We start from the raw sequence: 16,963 nt of genomic DNA, 5'->3' as shown, positions 1-16,963 counted from the left end.
CATCGGTCTATTTCATTCCTTCGGGAAGCTTGTCGAAATCGGGACGATAGGCGGCAATGCGCTCGAACATCGGCGTCTGATAGCGAACGGGCACCGGCTGTTCACCGGTGATCCACCTGACGAGATCATTGTCCTCTTCGCGCATGATCGTCTCGAGTTCATCGAGTTCCACTTCGGAAAGCGCCGAAAGCTCAGCCTCTGCAAACTGCCCGAGGATCAGATCCATCTCGCGAATGCCGCGATGCCAAGCGCGGAACAGGATCCGCCGTCGCCGCGGATCGAGATCGGCGCTGGTGCGTGAGATGCCAGTCATGGAAATTCCTTCCTGCCGCCCGCTACCGCGCCGCGCGTCTTCCAAGGCGCACGAAAGTCGCTGTAGCGCTTGAGATTGCTGCATGTTTTTGCCCCTGATCCGGACTGGGTTCAGGGAGAAAGAAGACATGCAGGAGAGCGCCGCGCATTCGGACGAACACGCGAAAGACGCTCCAGCGCTTGATTCCAGAGCACCTTGTCGCCTTCAGTGATACCACTTGAAAGCGGGACGCTCCAGGCTACGGTTTGTCGTCACTGGGCTCTATAAACTCTGAATAGGTGATTGTCAGCCTTGCCAAAGCCCGATTTATCATCGCAATTTCATCGCCATGCGCCCCGCCCTGCTCGACCCGCTCTTCTCACCGCTCGACACGCTTCCAGGCATCGGCCCGAAGATCGGGGAGCTCTATGCCAAGCTGCTCGGTCGTGAAACGATCGAGGATTGCCGTGTCGTCGATCTTGTCTTCCACGCGCCGCACTCGCTGATCGACCGCCGGCAGCAGCCGGGAATTGCACATGCGCCGCAAGGGGTCATCGTCACCATTACCGGCCGGGTCGACCGCCATCAGCCGCCACCGCGCGGCAAACCCAACCTGCCCTATCGCGTCTTCCTGCATGACGAGACCGGCGAACTGGCGCTCACCTATTTCCGAGTCAAGGGCAATTGGCTGGAAAAATCGCTGCCAGTGGATGAGACAGTCATCGTCAGCGGCAAGGTCGACTGGTTCAACGGCCGGCCGTCCATGGTGCATCCGGACTACGCGGTTCGGGCGAGCGAGGCGGAAAACCTGCCGCTGGTGGAGCCGGTCTATGGCCTGACCGCCGGGCTTTCGCCGCGGACATTGCGCAAGTCGATCGAGGCGGCCGTCGCCCGCGTGCCGGAAATGCCGGAATGGGTGGATGATGCGCTGCTCACGAAGCAGGGTTTCGCCAGTGCCGCGGAGAGTTTCCGAGCGCTGCATGATCCCCGGGATGCAACGGATATCGATCCGCAGGCCCGTGCGCGCCGCCGGCTTGCCTATGACGAATTTCTCGCCGGACAGTTGTCGCTCGCGCTGGTCCGCCAGCGCCTTCGCAAGGTCGCGGGTACGCCGGTCCACGCCACCGGCGCGCTCTCCCGGCCCGTCGTCGATGCACTTCCGTTTTCGCTGACGGCGAGCCAATCCACGGCCATCGCCGATATCCTCAAGGACATGGCCGGGACCGAGCGCATGCTCCGTCTGCTGCAGGGCGACGTCGGCTCCGGCAAGACGATGGTGGCGTTGATGGCGATGCTGGCGGCCGTCGAATCCGGCGGCCAGGCCGTGCTGATGGCGCCGACCGAAATTCTTGCACGGCAGCATCATGCGACCCTTGCGCGGATGGCCGCGCCGGCCGGCATCACGATTGACGTCCTGACCGGCCGCACCAAGGGCAAGGAGCGCGATGCCATCTTGGACCGCATCGCGTCCGGCCAGACGCAGATGGTGATCGGCACCCACGCGCTCTTCCAGGACACGGTGAACTACAAGGAACTGACGCTGGCGGTGGTGGACGAGCAGCACCGCTTCGGCGTTCACCAGCGCCTGCGTCTGACTGCCAAAGGGATCTCGCCGCATATGCTCGTGATGACGGCGACGCCGATCCCGCGGACACTGGTGCTCGCAGCCTTCGGCGACATGGATGTCTCGAAGCTGACGGAGAAGCCTGCCGGGCGTAAGCCGATCCAGACCGTGACGATCCCGACGGAGCGTACCGGCGATATTGTCGATCGTCTGGACGCAGCCCTTCGCGAGGGCAAGAAGGCCTACTGGATCTGCCCGCTCGTCGAGGAGTCGGAAGCCGTCGACGTCATGTCTGCCGAAGAACGATACGAAGGCCTCGCCAAGCGCTTCGGCAACAATGTCGGCCTCGTACATGGCCGCATGAATGGCGCCGAGAAGGACGCCGTCATGCTCGCCTTCAAGAATGGCGAGATCCGGTTGCTGGTCGCCACCACCGTCGTCGAGGTCGGCGTCGACGTGCCGGATGCGACGATCATGGTGATCGAACATGCTGAACGTTTCGGCCTTGCCCAGCTTCATCAGTTGCGCGGCCGCGTCGGGCGCGGCGACGAGGCTTCGACCTGCATCCTGCTCTACAAGGGTCCGCTCAGCGAGAATGGCCGATCACGGCTCTCGATCCTGCGTGACAGCGAGGACGGCTTTCTGATTGCCGAGGAGGACCTGAAGCTGCGCGGTGAAGGCGAGTTGCTCGGCACGCGCCAGTCGGGCACGCCCGGCTTCCGCATCGCCAGCCTGGAAGCCCATGGCGATCTCCTGGAAATCGCCCGCAAGGACGCCGCCTATGTGATCGAGCGCGACCCGGACCTGACGTCGGAACGCGGCGAAGCGCTGCGGACACTGCTCTATCTCTACCGGCGCGACGAGGCGATCCGTTTCCTGCGCGCCGGCTAGATGTCCACCAGGACAGTGTGAGCCGGACGGACGCCTGGTCGTCAGGCTGTCTTCTGCTGGCCGATCTTCAACGGCGCATTGGCAAGCGGCTTGTGATCAGGCATCACAAGGCCACCGGAGATCAACAGCTTGGCGGCATCCTCCGCACTCATATCGAGCGGAATGATCTTGTCGCGCGGTACGAACAGCAGAAAGCCAGCCGTTGGGATGGGAGTCGGTGGCAGAAACACCGTGACCATGTCCATGCCGCGGTCGTCGAACTTGGCGGCGATCTCCCCTTTGACATCCGTTGCGATGAAGACAAGCGCCCATAGGCCCGGGCTCGGATATTCGATCAGCCCTGCCTTTTTGAAGGACGACGATTGCTCCTGAAGCACCGTCTGGAAGATCTGCTTGGTCGACTTGTAGATCGTGCGCACCAGCGGCGTGCGGTTGACCAGGGACTCGCCGAAATTCACAATCGACCGGCCAACAAGGTTTGCGGTCAGGAAGCCGACGAGCGTGATCACGACGATGGCGACAAGCAGTCCGAAACCGGGGATGGCAACGGGAGAATAGGTGTCCGGATTATAGAAATTCGGCAGATACGGTTTCACCCAACCATCCGCCCATTCGATGAAGGAACGGACGAGCCACGCCGTGATCGCTATCGGTGCACAAATGATCAGACCAGTCAGGAAATAGTTTCGTAACCGGGTTGCGATGAAGCTCTTCTTCGTCGTCATGCGTCTTTCGCCTTAGATCACGCTTATGATTTCGGGTCGGATCGACCGAAAATCATAAACCTGGTCGCTTCTCCTCACGCGACCCCGAAGGCCGGATGATAGGCGGCAGTGCCCGCCGCCATCGCGCCTGAGAGTGCCAGCGCCATAAAATATTGCGGCGCACAACCGGGGAATACAAGAGCCGATTCGTTGCGGAAACCGAACTTTTGATAATAGGCGGGATCGCCGACGACGACGCAGCCGGCGGCCCCTTCCGCCCGCAGCCATTCGAGCCCCTCGAGGATCAACTGCCTGCCGATGCCCTGCGCCTGGACCTCCGGCTTTACCGACACTGGCCCAAGCCCGAACCAGCCGGATTCTGCCGGCGTCAGAGTGACCGGCGAAAAGGCGATGTGCCCGACAATCTCATCGTTCATCTCGGCAACCAACGAGACGCTGAGCGCACCGGCTTCGCGCAGGCGTTCGATGATGAGGGGCTCGCTCTGATCACTGTGCGGATGCCCTTCAAAGGCGGTAGCGGTCACGTCACGGATCGCCTTCTCATCTCCTTGACGCTCATGCCGGACGTAGATCATTCGACGGTCACCGATTTGGCGAGATTGCGGGGCTGGTCGACGTCGGTGCCCATGAACACCGCCGTGTGGTAGGCAAGAAGCTGGATCGGCAGCGAGAAGACCATCGGTGCGATGACCTCGTCGACGTCAGGCAGCACGAGCGTCGCCATGGTTTCGAGCTTCGAGGCGGCAGCCCCCTTCTCGTCGGTGATCAGGATGATCCGGCCGCCGCGTGCAGCAACCTCCTGCATGTTGGAAACGGTCTTTTCATAGAAGCGGTCATGCGGCGCGATGACGATAACCGGCATGTTCTCGTCGATCAGCGCGATCGGCCCATGCTTCAGCTCGCCGGCGGCATAGCCTTCGGCGTGGATATAGGAGATTTCCTTGAGCTTCAGCGCACCTTCCATCGCCAGCGGGAAGCTGGTGCCGCGGCCGAGATAGAGCACGTCGTCGTACTTGGCGAGCTGGTGCGACAGTTGCTCGATCTTCGGCTGGATGGCGTTCAACACTTGGCCCATGATGCGCGGCATCTCGGCGAGGTAGCGAACCAGCGTCTGCTCCTCCGCCGCGCTGACCGTGCCGCGGGCGCGGCCGGCGCCGATCGCCAGCGATGCCAACACCGCGAGCTGGCAGGTGAAGGCCTTGGTCGAGGCGACACCGATCTCCGGGCCGGCGAGGATCGGGAACACCGCATCGGACTCGCGCGCGATGGTCGATTCGCGGGCGTTGACGACGGCGCCGATCTTCAAGCCGAGCTCCTTGCAGTAGCGCAACGAGGCGAGCGTGTCGGCGGTTTCACCCGACTGCGAGATGAACAGTGCTGCCGACTGCGCCGACAATGGGATTTCGCGATAGCGGAACTCGGAAGCGACGTCGATTTCCACCGGCAGGCGGGCATAGCGCTCGAACCAGTATTTGCCGACCAGGCCAGCGAGATAGGCGGTGCCGCAAGCGGAGATCGCCAGACTCGGAACCTTTGCAAAATCGATCGTGCCGGCGAGCGGCTTGATGCGGTTGCCGGCGAAGTCGATGTAGTGGCTCAGCGCGTGCGCGATCACCTCCGGCTGCTCATAGATCTCCTTCTCCATGAAATGCCGGTGGTTGCCCTTGTCGATCATATAGGCGGCAGCCGACGAGATCTGGCGCGGCCGATCGACGACATTGCCGGCGAGATCGAAGATATGCACGCCGTTCGCACCGATCACCGCCCAGTCGCCGTCGATCAGATAGGTGATCTCGTTGGTGAAGGGCGCAAGCGCGATCGCGTCGGAGCCGAGGAACGTCTCGCCCTTGCCGTGACCGATCGCCAGCGGCGGACCGTTGCGCGCCGCCATGATCGTCGACGGGTCGTCCTGATAGAGCACGGCGAGCGCATAGGCGCCGGTGACCCGCTTCAGCATCGCATGCATCGCCTCGCGCCGGCCAAGGCCTTCACGGCGGAACTTGGAGAGCAGATGGGCCACGACCTCGGTGTCGGTGTCGGTCTCGAACCTGGCGCCATCGGCGATCAGTTCGTCCTTCAACTGGGCAAAGTTCTCGATGATGCCGTTGTGGACAACGGCGACACCGTCGGTGAAGTGCGGATGGGCATTGCGCTCGGTTGGCGCACCATGGGTCGCCCAGCGCGTGTGCGCGATGCCGATCGTGCCGGCGAGCGGCTGTTCGCGAAGCCGGATCTCGAGATTGACGAGCTTGCCCTCGGCGCGCCGGCGCTCCAGCGTTCCGCCATTGATAGTCGCCACACCGGCGGAATCATAGCCGCGGTATTCGAGGCGCTTCAGCGCATCGACCAGTCGCTCCGATACCGGCTGGTTGCCAACGATGCCCACAATACCGCACATAGTCGTCTCCGATTTGTCCCCGCGCCCGTCGCGGCGCCTCAGTCAATGAGGGCAGATGTCCCGCCCGACGCGCTGCCTTGGTAAAGCATTTGCCGGGTGAGGCAATCCGCCCCGATTTCACTTTCGGTTTCAGTATTTAACGCTCCGCATGTTTCCCTGAATCGCAGCCGATTCAAGCAAGCTGCAGCGGACCTTTGCGCGTCTGATGGGGCCACGGCGCCGCCGGCCTAGCCGGCGGCTTTTGCGGCCTTCTTGGCTGCCTTCACCGCCTGGTAGCGTTCGCGCAGCAGTCGCGCCCGACCCGGCTTGATCTCCTGGCGCGCGCGGCCGAAGGCAACGGCGTCGGCCGGCACGTCCTCGGTAATCACGCTGCCCGAGGCAACCAGGGCCCCATCGCCGATCGTCACCGGCGCGACCAGCGACGAATTCGACCCGATGAAGGCATTTTCGCCGATTCGGGTCTCGTGCTTGTTCACGCCATCATAGTTGCAGGTGATCGTACCGGCACCGATGTTCGAACCGGCGCCGACGAAGGCGTCGCCGATATAGGTCAGGTGATTGACCTTGGCGCCAGCGCCGATTTCCGCCTTCTTGATCTCGCAGAAGTTGCCGACCTTCGACTTCTCGCCGAGATCGGCGCCCGGGCGCAGCCGGGCAAAGGGCCCAACCGTCGCGCCGGCCCGGACCGTTGCGCCCTCGACATGCGAGAAAGCGTGGATGACGGCACCGCTCTCGACGCGCGCGCCGGGACCGAAGACGACATTCGGCTCGATCAGCACATCTTGCTCGAGCACCGTATCCCAGGCGAGAAACACCGTTTCCGGCGCGATCATCGACACGCCCGACAACATGAGTTCGTGGCGGCGGCGCTGCTGCCAGAGGCGTTCGATGAAGGCGAGCTCGGCGCGCGTGTTGCAACCGGTCAACTCTTCTTCCGGCGCCTCGACGGCAATCGCCCGGCCGCCGATCTCGCGGACGATCTCCACGAGGTCCGTCAGGTAATACTCGCCCTTGACATTGGCGTTCCCGATGCGCCCGAGAAGATCGAGCGCCTTGCGACCGTCGATCGCCATCAGTCCGCCGTTGCAATAGGTGATGCGGCGCTCTTCTTCGGTCGCATCCTTGTGCTCGCGGATGGCGAGCAAGGCGCCGTCCTTGACGATCAGGCGTCCGTACCCGCTCGGATCGGCGGCCTCGAAGCCGATCACCACCACGTCGTTGCCGGCGGCAAGGCCGTCACGCGCGGCCTTCAGCGGTTCCGGCGTGATCAGCGGCGTATCGCCGAAGACGACGAGAACGTCGTCATAACCTTTTGCCAGCGCTTCACGAGCAGCCAGCACCGCGTGGCCGGTGCCCAGCCGTTCCTTCTGCAGATAGGAGGAGACCGACACGCCGCCGATATCGGCAGCCGCAGAAACCGAATCTGCATCGCGGCCGACCACCAGGGCGATATCGGATATCGAAGCACTCGCCAGCGCCTGAACGACATGGGCGATCATCGGCCGGCCAGCGACCGGATGCAGCACCTTCGACATGGACGATTTCATCCGCGTGCTTTCACCCGCAGCCAGAATGATGGCCAGGCACGTCCGTTCCATACAATACTCTCCTTGGTCTTTCCGAGGCTGACGCCTCCCGCACGACTTCTTAAATCGAAACCGGCTCAAGTACAAAATCACGCACGATTCGGCGCTGTGGTACCGGCAAGATATTGCGAGAAGCATAATTCTCGCAATCACGTCGCATTAACCGGCTTAAAACCGGATGATGGCATAAGAAGGCGCGGAGCCTGTATCAGCATGCAGCGCGGGTGCACCGCTCCCAAGGGGAGACGAGACCGCAATGCACAGCCGCACCGAACGCGATCTAGAGGCGCAACAGCAAAGCGCGGCACGCACCTTCGTCCGCTCACCGCTTTTCCTGCTCGCCCTGACCTTTGGCGTGCTCGCGCTGCTGCTTTGCGTGACAGTCTCGCAGCCGATCGGGCCGATGTTCTGGGACCATTATCTCTATCTCGATGCTGCAAACCGAATTCGTGACGGGCAAATCCCGTCGGTCGATTTCTTCACGCCCGTCGGCGCCATCGGCTATTACCTTTTCGCTGGCCTGCAGGTCATCTTCCCCAACGGCCAGCCATTGCTGCTCGCGAGCTGGTGTCTGCTGCTCGTCACCGGGCCGGTGATGGCGCTCGTCGTCTTCGACGTGCAAAGGCGCTCGGCGCTCTTTGCCTATGCGATCCTACTGCCGTTCCTGTTGTTCTCGGTGTTGCCGTTCAACACCGGCGATTTCTACCCCTATCCCGGCTCAGACGGCTTCGGCATCTACAACCGCCAGGTCTGCCAGCTTCTTTATGTGCTCGCCGCGGCATTGGTTCATGTTCGCGACCGTCGTATCCTTGTGTTCGTCGTTGCCGCGGCGATGGTCGCTCTCTTCTTCGTGAAGATCACGGGCGCTGTCGCCGGCATTGTTCTCTGCCTGATGGCTTTTGCCGCCGGCCGTATCCCCCTGAAATCAGCGCCGAGCGCAGCATTGCTGTTCTTCGCCGTGCTCGGCGTGGCCGAGATTTCGGCGGGCGCCGTGTCTGCCTATATCAGCGACATCCTGGCCCTGCTGGCTGTCAATGACGACAGCCTGTTGCCACGCCTGCTGCAGGCGGCGTCGCTCAACGCCGGCCTGCTGATTCCGGCCGGGCTGCTCGGCCTGGTGCTATTCGTGGCGCACCTTTCGTCCTTTGCACAGTCCTTGCGGCAGCTTGGCGCGCAACCCTCTCTCTCGGCACTCGCGAAGGTCTTCGACCAACCGTTCCTCTGGCTGGCCGCCTTCGTTCTCGCTGGCATTCTCTTCGAAAGCCAGAACACCGGCAGCCAGGCCTTCATCTTTCTGCTGCCTTTGCTGCTGAAGATCGTTGCCGATGAGGTCACCGATGCCGCGCCTCGGCCGCGTGCGATCGCAGTGGCCATACTCGCCCTGGCGGCTACCCTCCCACCGGTCACGGCCGTCCTGCAAAAAAGCGCTCGCGCGTGGATCGGGGCCATCAACAATGTGCCACTCGAAAGCCGGAACCTCAAAACAATGGGCGCCGTCAATCTCCGGCCCATTCTGGCGCTACGCGCCGAACGCCTGCGCGATATCTATACCGCCCATCGCCCCGCCTTCGTCGCCTTCGCGAATGCCGGCGAGCTACTGTCGTTCCTGCTCTACAGCGATTTCGACTTCCAGGCCGGCTGGCTGACAAATGTCGATGAAGCCATCGATGCGATGCGCGCCTATGAGACGGCGAATGGCGTGCATTTCGAAACGATCCTCAACATCGATTTTACCAATCCGTTTCCGTGGCTGATGGATCGCAGCGCCCCGAAACACGTCGCGATCGGTGCAGATCCATTCCGCGCCGTCCCTCCGCCGGATGAGAATGTCCGCGCCGCCCTCCGTTCGGTCGACATCGCGCTCGTGCCGACCTGTCCGGTCACCAACGTCAATCGGATGCTGCTTTCGCTCTATCAGCCGAGCCTCGAGCCCGGCCATGAGCGCGTGACGCTGACAAGATGCTTTGACGCCTTTATCCGCAAAGAGCTAAAAGCCACGGCATCAGCCGCCGGCAGCTCCTGATAACCGACGACTAGGCCTCGGGACGCAGCCGGCTCTCGGTCAGAAGCCCGCTCTCCTCCAGGATCGGATAGGCGACGGACGCGATGTGCGCGTTGACCCGCTTGAGGTCGCGCAGCATGTCGAGATGCAGCGAGCTCGTCTGAAGGCTCTGGACCAGCCCGTCTCGCAAACGCTCGATATGCCGCTCGGCCGAACGCTTCTCCATGTGGCGAACGCTCACCTTCACCTCGATGAGCTGCCGGGCAAGATCGGCGTTGCGGCTGACGAAGATGGATTGGGCAACGCGAAGATTGTCGATCGTAAGATTGAACAGGCTTTTCAGCTCCTGATAGCCCTCCTCCGAGAACTTCAGACCGTTGTCGACCTTTTTGACGATCTCCTCGCAAAGCCCCTTCTCGATGATGTCGCCCATATGCTCGAGGTTGATGGCGTAGTCGATGATGACGATCGAGCGCCGACCGTCCTCCTGGCTCAAGCCATCACGTCCCAAGCGCGACAGAAAGATTTTCACTTCCTGCTGCAACTGGTCCACCTGCTTTTCGAACTTGGCGATGTCGCGAATTTCGGAGAGATCGTTGTTTTCGAAGGCGGTGGCTGCGCGCATCAACATCATCTCGACCAGATCGCCCACGCGCAGAACCTCGCGGGTCGCTCCGGAGAGCGCCATGATCGGCGTATGCAGGGCACTTTCATCGAGATAGCGCGGCCCGCTCTCTTCCGTCTCCGCATCGGGAATAAACCGGACCATCAGTTGCGACAGCAGGCCGGCAAAAGGCCAGGCAAGGATCGCAACGGCGAGATTGAAGGCAAGGTGGATATCGACAGGCAGGTTCTGTCGCGGCAGCGGCAGGCTCTGCAGGAATTCTACGCTCAAGCTCGTCAGCGGTAGTGCGATCAAACAGCCGGCTGCGCGAATGACGAGATTGCCGAGGGTAACACGGCGCGCCGATGGCGCGGAGGCCAAGGTCGCCATGACCGGCGGGATCGCGCCCCCGAGATTCGCGCCAAGCACGAGTGCCACCGTCAATCCCACGGTCAGAATGCCCGCGGACGAGAGCGACAGGACCAGCATGACAACCGCCAGGCTGGAGGACGAAGCGAAAGCCAGCCCGGCGGATATGAGGAGTGCGACAGGCCAGGCGCTGTCGAGCATGCCAAGGAATGCCGCCAGCGCCGGAGAATCGCGCATCGGCTCGGTCGCAGAGCCCAGCAGATGCAATGACAGGAGCATGAGGCCGATGCCGACGAAGGCGGCCCCGAGACCCTGGCGGGCGTTCGAGCGGCTGGCACGGTGCAGAACGACACCCAGGAGGATCACGAGCGGCGACAGCCATTCGATGCCGGTTGCGACGATCCAGGCCGTCATGGCCGTGCCGACATTGGCGCCAAGGAGCACGATCTGAGCCATGCGCGAGCGCACCAACCCCTTCTCCACGAAGGAAGCCGTCATCAAGGCGGTGGCCGTCGAACTCTGCAAGGCAAGCGTCGCGACCAGTCCCGTCGCGAAAGAGCGGACGGCCCCATTGGTTCCCTGCGCGAGGCCGGCGCGCAATCGCGCACCGAAGGCGCGTGTCACGCCATCCTTGACGAGCGACAGGCCGAAGAGGAGCAGTGCGACCGCTCCGAAAAGATTGACCATCACGATTGTCGACTGCATCGCATGCCTTCCCGCGGGGACTTCAGAATCGCCCCTTATCCTTTCAACAGAACCACAGTTCCAATGCGTATTCGACTCAATCTGACAGATAAATTTCGATTGCCGGCTAAAGAATCCGACATGGGTTGTGCCGCGCGCGCCCGATGGGTTTGCAGGTCCTTCGCGGGACCTTCCGCGCCCGCGGCAACGCGGCGGTGGCAAGCATTGAAAGCCGGGCGATCGCGACCCACCAACGATCCCGTGAGCGCGCGCAATTTGCGGCAATCGACCCTTCATTTCCTGTTTCGTTTGTTTTAAGGAACGAATTCGTTTGGCCCATGGCCGCCGCATTGCAACGAGGTTTCTACCCCCATGCTCGAATCCCTGAGAACTGCCGCCCAGACCTGGGTAGTCAAAGGCCTGCTAGTCATTCTCGTTCTGTCGTTCATGGTGTGGGGCGGCTCATCTCTGACGATGACGAGCCAGTCGGACGCGGTGGTGGTTGTCGGCGACGTCAAGGTCAAGGCGCCGGAGTTCCGGCTCGCCTATGAAACCATGCTGGCTCAGGCCTCCCGCCAGCTTGGCACCCGCCTGACGCCGCAACAGGCACGCGCCTTCGGCATCGAACAGCGGGTCTATTCGCAAGTCGTCGCCGGCGCGGCTCTCGACCAGCTTGCAGACGACATGAACCTCGGCCTGTCGCAGGACCGGCTGGCCAAGCTGATCGCCGACGATCCGGCGTTCCACAGCGTCAATGGCCAGTTCGACCGGCTGACGTTCTCGAGCGTGCTGCGCAATGCGGGCCTGCGCGAACAGGATTACATCAACAGCCAGAGCCAGACCGCGATCCGTTCGCAGATCGTCGATGCGCTCTCGGACGGTTATGCCGCTCCCAAGGTTCTCACGGATGCGATCGGCGCCTATCGCCACGAAAAGCGGACCGTCGACTACCTGCTGCTCTCGAACGCCAATATCGACGCGGTGAAGGTGCCGGGCGATGACGTGCTGGCGCCTTGGTACGAGACCCGCAAGGCAAACTACCGCGCCCCCGAATACCGCAAGTTCAGCTATGTGAAGCTGGAGCCGGTCGACGTCGCCGACACGGCAGCCGTGACGGATGAAGAGATGCGAACCGAATATGACCGGCGCAAGGAGAGCTTCCGCACCGCTGCGACGCGGACCATCGAGCAGCTCACCTTCCCGTCACGCGAAGCGGCTGACGCTGCGGCGGCCAAGCTCTCCTCCGGCACGAGCTTCGATGATCTGGTGAAGGCCGAAGGCAAGACGTCGGCGGACGTGCTTCTCGGCGAATTCACCAAAGATCGCGTGCCTGACGCCAAGATCGCCGACGCGGCCTTCGCGGTTGCTGCCGACGGTGGCGTATCTCCGGTTGTCGACGGCGCCTTCGGCCCGGTCATTCTGCGCGTGACGAATATCCGTCCGGAAGCGGTACGCAGCTTCGACGACGTCAAGGAAGAACTGCGCAAGGACATCGCGCTTTCGGCAGCGAGCGAAGAGGTCATGCGCCTCCATGACAAGATCGAGGACGAGCGCGCTTCCGGCGCTCCGATCAAGGAGGTCGCCGACCAGCTCAAGCTGAAGCTGGTGACCATCGATGCCGTCGATGCAACCGGCAAGGACAAGAACGGCGACGCCGTTGCTGGCCTGCCGGAGCAGGCTGCCCTTCTTCAGGAAGTCTTCAAGGCGGATGTCGGAGGGGAAACTCTGCCGGTCAATGTCGGCCGCGACGGCTATGTCTGGTTCGACCTTGATGAAGTTACCCCCGCGCGCGATCGCACGCTGGACGAGGCTCGCGATGAGATCGGCGCCGATTGGATGGCGGAACAGCAGCGTGCGGCCCTTGCCAAGAAGGCTGGTGAGTTGAAGCAGCGTGTCGAGCAGGGTGCAAAGCTCGCCGACATCGCCAATGAACTCGGTCTCGCCGTCGAAACGAAGTCCGGGCTGACGCGCGCCACTTCGGACGCGGCCCTGAGCCCGGCGGCTGTCGCAGCCGCGTTCTCGGGTCCGAACGGCTTTGTAACCAACGCTGCCGGCATCGGTGGCGAGGGACAGGTGCTCTTGCAGGTGACGGCAGTCGAGAACGGCGGCCCCACCGACGCACTGCAGGACGATAGCCGCCAGATCGAGGCCATGGCCCGCGTCAGCGGCGAAGATATTCTGGATCAGATGGTCGCCACGCTGCAGGCCGCCTACGGCGTTTCGATCAACCAGACGCTCGGCGAAACCGCAGTTGCGCAACGATAGGCTTCGAGGAAACAACCGATGAGTGATCTCAAGCCATTCGTCGCCAAGGTCGCTGCCCGCGAGGCGCTGAACCGTGAAGACGCCCGTGCCGCCTTCGAAATCATCATGTCGGGGGCCGCAACACCGTCGCAGATCGGTGGCTTCCTGATGGCGCTGCGTGTGCGCGGCGAAACGGTCGATGAGATCGTCGGCGCGGTCGGCGCCATGCGTGCCCGCATGCTGCCGGTCGATGCCCCGGCCGATGCCGTCGATATCGTCGGAACCGGCGGTGACGGCGCCGGCACCTACAATATCTCGACGCTCGCTTCGCTCATCGTCGCTGGCGCGGGCGTCCCGGTCGCCAAGCACGGCAACCGCGCGCTGAGCTCGAAGTCGGGCACAGCGGATGCGCTCTCGTGCCTCGGCGTCAAGCTCGACATCGGCCCCGCAGCCATCTCGCAATGCATCCGAGAAGCGGGCGTCGGCTTCATGTTCGCGCAGCAGCATCATTCGGCGATGCGTCATGTCGGCCCGACGCGCGTGGAACTCGGAACACGGACGATCTTCAACCTGCTCGGTCCGCTCTCCAATCCGGCTGGCGTCAAGCGTCAGCTCGTCGGCGTCTACGCGCCGCAGTGGGTGCAGCCGCTCGCTGAGGTGCTGCGCGATCTCGGCTCCGAAAATGTCTGGGTCGTTCATGGCGAAGGCCTCGACGAGATCACCACGACCGGCACGACTGAGGTCGCGGCTCTCGAGAACGGCAAGATTTCGACCTTTACGCTGACACCGGCCGATTTCGGCCTTCGGACGGTGACGCTCGATGCACTCAAAGGTGGCGACGGGGCGCACAATGCGGCCGCGCTGCAGGCGGTGCTCGATGGCGCCGAGAACCCCTATCGGGACATTTCCCTTGCCAATGCGGCGGCATCGCTGATGATAGCCGGACGAGCGAAGGACCTCGGCGAAGGCATGGCGCTCGCCCGCCAGTCGCTTTCGGGCGGCGGTGCCAAGATGGCGCTGCAGCGCCTGATCAGCGTTTCGAACGCGGCCTGAGGAAGGATCGGTAACGATGACGGATATCCTGCGCAAGATCGAAGCCTACAAGCGCGACGAGATCGCGGCCGCGAAATCGCAGACGCCGCTTTCTGAGCTCAAGGCGCGAATCGCCGCGCAATCCGCGCCGCGCGGCTTTCACGCCGCGCTCGCCACACGCAAGGCTGCCGGCACATTCGGGCTGATCGCGGAGATCAAGAAGGCAAGCCCGTCGAAGGGGCTCATTCGCCCGGACTTCGACCCGCCAGCCCTTGCCAAGGCTTACGAAGCTGGCGGTGCCGCCTGTCTCTCGGTACTCACGGATGCACCGAGCTTTCAAGGCGCCCCCGCCTTCCTTGAAGCGGCACGCGCGGCCTGCGCCCTGCCCGCACTGCGCAAGGACTTCATGTTCGACACCTACCAGGTGTTGGAGGCACGGGCCTGGGGCGCCGACTGCATCCTGCTGATCATGGCTTCGCTCAGCGACGACGACGCTCGCCGCCTCGAAGAAGCAGCGTTCGAACTCGGCATGGATGTGCTCATCGAGGTGCATGACGCCGAGGAAATGGAACGTGCGCTCAAGCTCGCCTCCCCGCTCATCGGCATCAACAACCGCAATTTGAGGACGTTCGAAGTCGATCTCGCCGTTTCCGAGCAGCTTGCAGGCATGGTGCCTTCCGACCGGCTGCTGGTCGGCGAAAGCGGCATCTTCACCCACGAGGATTGCCAGCGGCTGGAAAAAAGCGGCATCACCACCTTCCTCGTCGGCGAAAGCCTGATGCGCAAAAGCGACGTCGAAGCGGCGACACGCACCCTGCTGACCGGCACCGCAAACACTCTGGCGGCCGAGTAATGGGTAAGCCGACGCTCACACATCTCGGTGGCAGCGGCGAAGCGAACATGGTGGATGTCGGCGACAAGGCCGAGACGGTGCGCATTGCGGTCGCCGAAGGCCATGTCCGGATGAAGCGGGAAACGCTGGCGCTCATCCTCGAAGGAGACGCCAAGAAGGGCGACGTCATCGGCACGGCGCGGCTTGCAGGCATCATGGCCGCCAAGCAGACCGCCAATCTCATCCCGCTCTGCCATCCGCTGATGCTGACGAAGGTGACCGTCGATATCACGCCCGACCCAGCGCTTCCCGGCCTCCGGGTCGAGGCGCTTGCCAAGCTCACCGGCCGCACGGGTGTCGAGATGGAGGCACTGACGGCCGTGAGCGTCGCGTGCCTCACCATCTACGACATGGCGAAAGCCGCCGACCGCGAGATGGAAATCGGTGGGATCCAGGTCGTCAGCAAATCTGGTGGCCGGTCCGGCGACTTTCGACGCGAAGGGAAATGAGATCATGTCGCTGCTATCCGTCGAAGATGCGCTCGACCGAATTCTTGGCAGCGCCACCCCGAGATCACGGACCGAACATGTCGGTCTTCACGACGCTGTCGGCCGCGTCCTTGCCGAGGATGTCTCGGCGCTCGTCACGCATCCTGCCTTCGACAATTCGGCGATGGACGGCTATGCGGTCCGCCACCAGGACATCGAGACCGTTGGCGTCGAGCTTGCCGTGATCGGCCAATCGGCTGCCGGCCATGGCTTCAAGGGAGAGGTGGGGCCTGGACAGGCCGTCCGCATCTTCACCGGCGCGCCCCTGCCCGCCGGCGCGGATACGGTGATCATCCAGGAGGATACCGAGCGGCTTCCGGAAGACCGGATCCGAACCAAGTTCGTTCCCGGCAAAGGGCGCCATATCCGCTTATCCGGGCAGGATTTCGCCTTTGGCGAAGCCGCGCTGTCGGCGGGCGAGTTGCTCGATGCCGGGCGACTGACGCTCGCCGCCGGCATGAATCATGCGCGCCTGCCCGTTTTCAAGCGCCCGAAAATTGCGATCCTCGCCACCGGCGACGAACTGCTGCCCCCCGGCAGCAAGCCGGGCGCCGACCAGATCATCGCCTCCAACAGCTTCGGCGTCGGCGCCATCGCGCGCGACAACGGCGCGGAGGTCATCGATCTCGGTATTGTCGCTGACAACCAGAAGGCGATCGCCGCCGAGGTCGCGCGGGCCCAGGCGGCCGATGTCGACGTGCTTGTCACGCTCGGCGGCGCATCGGTCGGCGACCATGACCTGGTTCAGGCAACGCTGCTTTCCTGCGGCATGACGCTCGACTTCTGGCGCATCGCCATGCGCCCGGGAAAGCCGCTGATGGTGGGCAAGCTCGGCGATACGACCGTGCTTGGGCTGCCCGGCAACCCGGTTTCGAGCCTCGTTTGCGCACTGCTGTTCCTGGAGCCGCTGACACGCAAGCTCGCGCGACTGCCCGCCCGCGAGCGTATGACGACCGCACGACTTGCGAGCCCGCTGCCAGCCAACGACGTCAGGCAGGATTACGCGCGCGCGCGTCTTTCCAGGGACGAAGACGGGACCCTCGTCGCGCATCCCTTCTCGCGGCAGGACTCGTCGATGATGAAGGTCTTCGCGCAGTCCGACTGCCTGATCGTGCGCCGGCCGCACGCGGCGGAAGCGCCGCTCGGCACATCCTGCGACATTCTCAGGCTGCGCTGAAACACGCGCATCAAT

At 63.2% G+C, this 16,963-nt stretch carries 13 protein-coding genes; 7 read left to right on the top strand and 6 right to left on the bottom strand.

From position 1 onward, the window contains the following. Nucleotides 1-7 precede the first annotated feature (7 nt). Nucleotides 8-313: an FAD assembly factor SdhE gene (locus tag QM996_RS06855; RefSeq protein ID WP_173516491.1), complete on the bottom strand. Its 306-nt coding sequence runs from the start codon at nucleotides 311-313 to the stop codon at nucleotides 8-10. Nucleotides 314-641: 328 nt separating this feature from the next. On the opposite strand from QM996_RS06855, the gene recG reads away from it, so the two are divergent. Further along, a complete protein-coding gene (gene recG / locus QM996_RS06850; protein ID WP_500269795.1) occupies nucleotides 642-2,747 on the top strand; it encodes an ATP-dependent DNA helicase RecG in 2,106 nt (701 codons plus the stop codon). A gap of 41 nt (nucleotides 2,748-2,788) precedes the next feature. Here recG and QM996_RS06845 read toward each other — a convergent pair whose 3' ends face one another. From QM996_RS06845 to glmU, 4 genes are all read right to left on the bottom strand, one after another. Further along, entirely contained in the window at nucleotides 2,789-3,472 is a 684-nt protein-coding gene (locus tag QM996_RS06845) for a DUF502 domain-containing protein (RefSeq protein ID WP_500269794.1), read from the bottom strand. A 74-nt stretch (nucleotides 3,473-3,546) separates the two neighbouring features. Continuing rightward, the gene (locus tag QM996_RS06840; RefSeq protein ID WP_500270263.1) at nucleotides 3,547-4,044 is read right to left on the bottom strand and encodes a GNAT family N-acetyltransferase; all 498 of its coding nucleotides are present in this window, start codon (nucleotides 4,042-4,044) and stop codon (nucleotides 3,547-3,549) included. Then, nucleotides 4,044-5,870, bottom strand: coding sequence for a glutamine--fructose-6-phosphate aminotransferase (gene glmS, locus QM996_RS06835; RefSeq protein WP_500269793.1), 1,827 nt, complete (start codon nucleotides 5,868-5,870; stop codon nucleotides 4,044-4,046). Before glmS ends, QM996_RS06840 begins: the two co-directional genes overlap by 1 nt. Before the next feature lie 227 nt (nucleotides 5,871-6,097). Further along, nucleotides 6,098-7,468, bottom strand: a complete 1,371-nt coding sequence (glmU, locus tag QM996_RS06830) for a bifunctional N-acetylglucosamine-1-phosphate uridyltransferase/glucosamine-1-phosphate acetyltransferase (protein WP_500269792.1) — start codon at nucleotides 7,466-7,468, stop codon at nucleotides 6,098-6,100. Between the two features lie 244 nt (nucleotides 7,469-7,712). On the opposite strand from glmU, the gene QM996_RS06825 reads away from it, so the two are divergent. Then, on the top strand, nucleotides 7,713-9,479 hold the full coding sequence (locus tag QM996_RS06825) for a hypothetical protein (RefSeq protein ID WP_500269791.1): 1,767 nt from the start codon (nucleotides 7,713-7,715) through the stop codon (nucleotides 9,477-9,479). Between the two features lie 10 nt (nucleotides 9,480-9,489). On the opposite strand, the gene QM996_RS06820 is transcribed toward QM996_RS06825, so the two are convergent. After that, nucleotides 9,490-11,136: a Na/Pi cotransporter family protein gene (locus QM996_RS06820; protein WP_500269790.1), complete on the bottom strand. Its 1,647-nt coding sequence runs from the start codon at nucleotides 11,134-11,136 to the stop codon at nucleotides 9,490-9,492. Between the two features lie 351 nt (nucleotides 11,137-11,487). Between QM996_RS06820 and QM996_RS06815 the strand changes: the two genes are divergently transcribed. From QM996_RS06815 to QM996_RS06795, 5 genes are read left to right on the top strand one after another with little or no spacing between them, the layout of a single operon-like run. Beyond that, nucleotides 11,488-13,380, top strand: coding sequence for a peptidylprolyl isomerase (locus QM996_RS06815; protein ID WP_500269789.1), 1,893 nt, complete (start codon nucleotides 11,488-11,490; stop codon nucleotides 13,378-13,380). 18 nt (nucleotides 13,381-13,398) lie between these two features. Then, the gene (gene trpD, locus QM996_RS06810; protein ID WP_500269788.1) at nucleotides 13,399-14,412 is read left to right on the top strand and encodes an anthranilate phosphoribosyltransferase; all 1,014 of its coding nucleotides are present in this window, start codon (nucleotides 13,399-13,401) and stop codon (nucleotides 14,410-14,412) included. A gap of 16 nt (nucleotides 14,413-14,428) precedes the next feature. Continuing rightward, the gene (gene trpC, locus QM996_RS06805; protein ID WP_500269787.1) at nucleotides 14,429-15,244 is read left to right on the top strand and encodes an indole-3-glycerol phosphate synthase TrpC; all 816 of its coding nucleotides are present in this window, start codon (nucleotides 14,429-14,431) and stop codon (nucleotides 15,242-15,244) included. Then, nucleotides 15,244-15,732, top strand: coding sequence for a cyclic pyranopterin monophosphate synthase MoaC (gene moaC / locus QM996_RS06800; protein WP_500269786.1), 489 nt, complete (start codon nucleotides 15,244-15,246; stop codon nucleotides 15,730-15,732). The genes trpC and moaC overlap by 1 nt, the downstream gene beginning before the upstream one ends. A gap of 4 nt (nucleotides 15,733-15,736) precedes the next feature. Beyond that, on the top strand, nucleotides 15,737-16,948 hold the full coding sequence (locus QM996_RS06795) for a molybdopterin molybdotransferase MoeA (RefSeq protein WP_500269785.1): 1,212 nt from the start codon (nucleotides 15,737-15,739) through the stop codon (nucleotides 16,946-16,948). Nucleotides 16,949-16,963 lie beyond the last annotated feature (15 nt).

Origin of the sequence: Sinorhizobium chiapasense (assembly GCF_045277575.1) — a bacterium.
Taxonomy (GTDB): domain Bacteria; phylum Pseudomonadota; class Alphaproteobacteria; order Rhizobiales; family Rhizobiaceae; genus Ensifer; species Ensifer chiapasense_A.
This window is presented reverse-complemented; position numbering and strand designations above follow the sequence as displayed.

Excerpts from the sequence above, each read along its gene's own strand:
- QM996_RS06815 (WP_500269789.1), top strand. The coding sequence starts at position 11,488 with ATGCTCGAATCCCTGAGAACTGCCGCCCAGACCTGGGTAGTCAAAGGC.
- QM996_RS06795 (WP_500269785.1), top strand. The coding sequence starts at position 15,737 with ATGTCGCTGCTATCCGTCGAAGATGCGCTCGACCGAATTCTTGGCAGC.
- moaC (WP_500269786.1), top strand. The coding sequence starts at position 15,244 with ATGGGTAAGCCGACGCTCACACATCTCGGTGGCAGCGGCGAAGCGAAC.
- glmS (WP_500269793.1), bottom strand. The coding sequence starts at position 5,870 with ATGTGCGGTATTGTGGGCATCGTTGGCAACCAGCCGGTATCGGAGCGA.
- QM996_RS06825 (WP_500269791.1), top strand. The coding sequence starts at position 7,713 with ATGCACAGCCGCACCGAACGCGATCTAGAGGCGCAACAGCAAAGCGCG.
- trpC (WP_500269787.1), top strand. The coding sequence starts at position 14,429 with ATGACGGATATCCTGCGCAAGATCGAAGCCTACAAGCGCGACGAGATC.
- trpD (WP_500269788.1), top strand. The coding sequence starts at position 13,399 with ATGAGTGATCTCAAGCCATTCGTCGCCAAGGTCGCTGCCCGCGAGGCG.
- recG (WP_500269795.1), top strand. The coding sequence starts at position 642 with ATGCGCCCCGCCCTGCTCGACCCGCTCTTCTCACCGCTCGACACGCTT.
- QM996_RS06845 (WP_500269794.1), bottom strand. The coding sequence starts at position 3,472 with ATGACGACGAAGAAGAGCTTCATCGCAACCCGGTTACGAAACTATTTC.
- glmU (WP_500269792.1), bottom strand. The coding sequence starts at position 7,468 with ATGGAACGGACGTGCCTGGCCATCATTCTGGCTGCGGGTGAAAGCACG.
- QM996_RS06855 (WP_173516491.1), bottom strand. The coding sequence starts at position 313 with ATGACTGGCATCTCACGCACCAGCGCCGATCTCGATCCGCGGCGACGG.
- QM996_RS06820 (WP_500269790.1), bottom strand. The coding sequence starts at position 11,136 with ATGCAGTCGACAATCGTGATGGTCAATCTTTTCGGAGCGGTCGCACTG.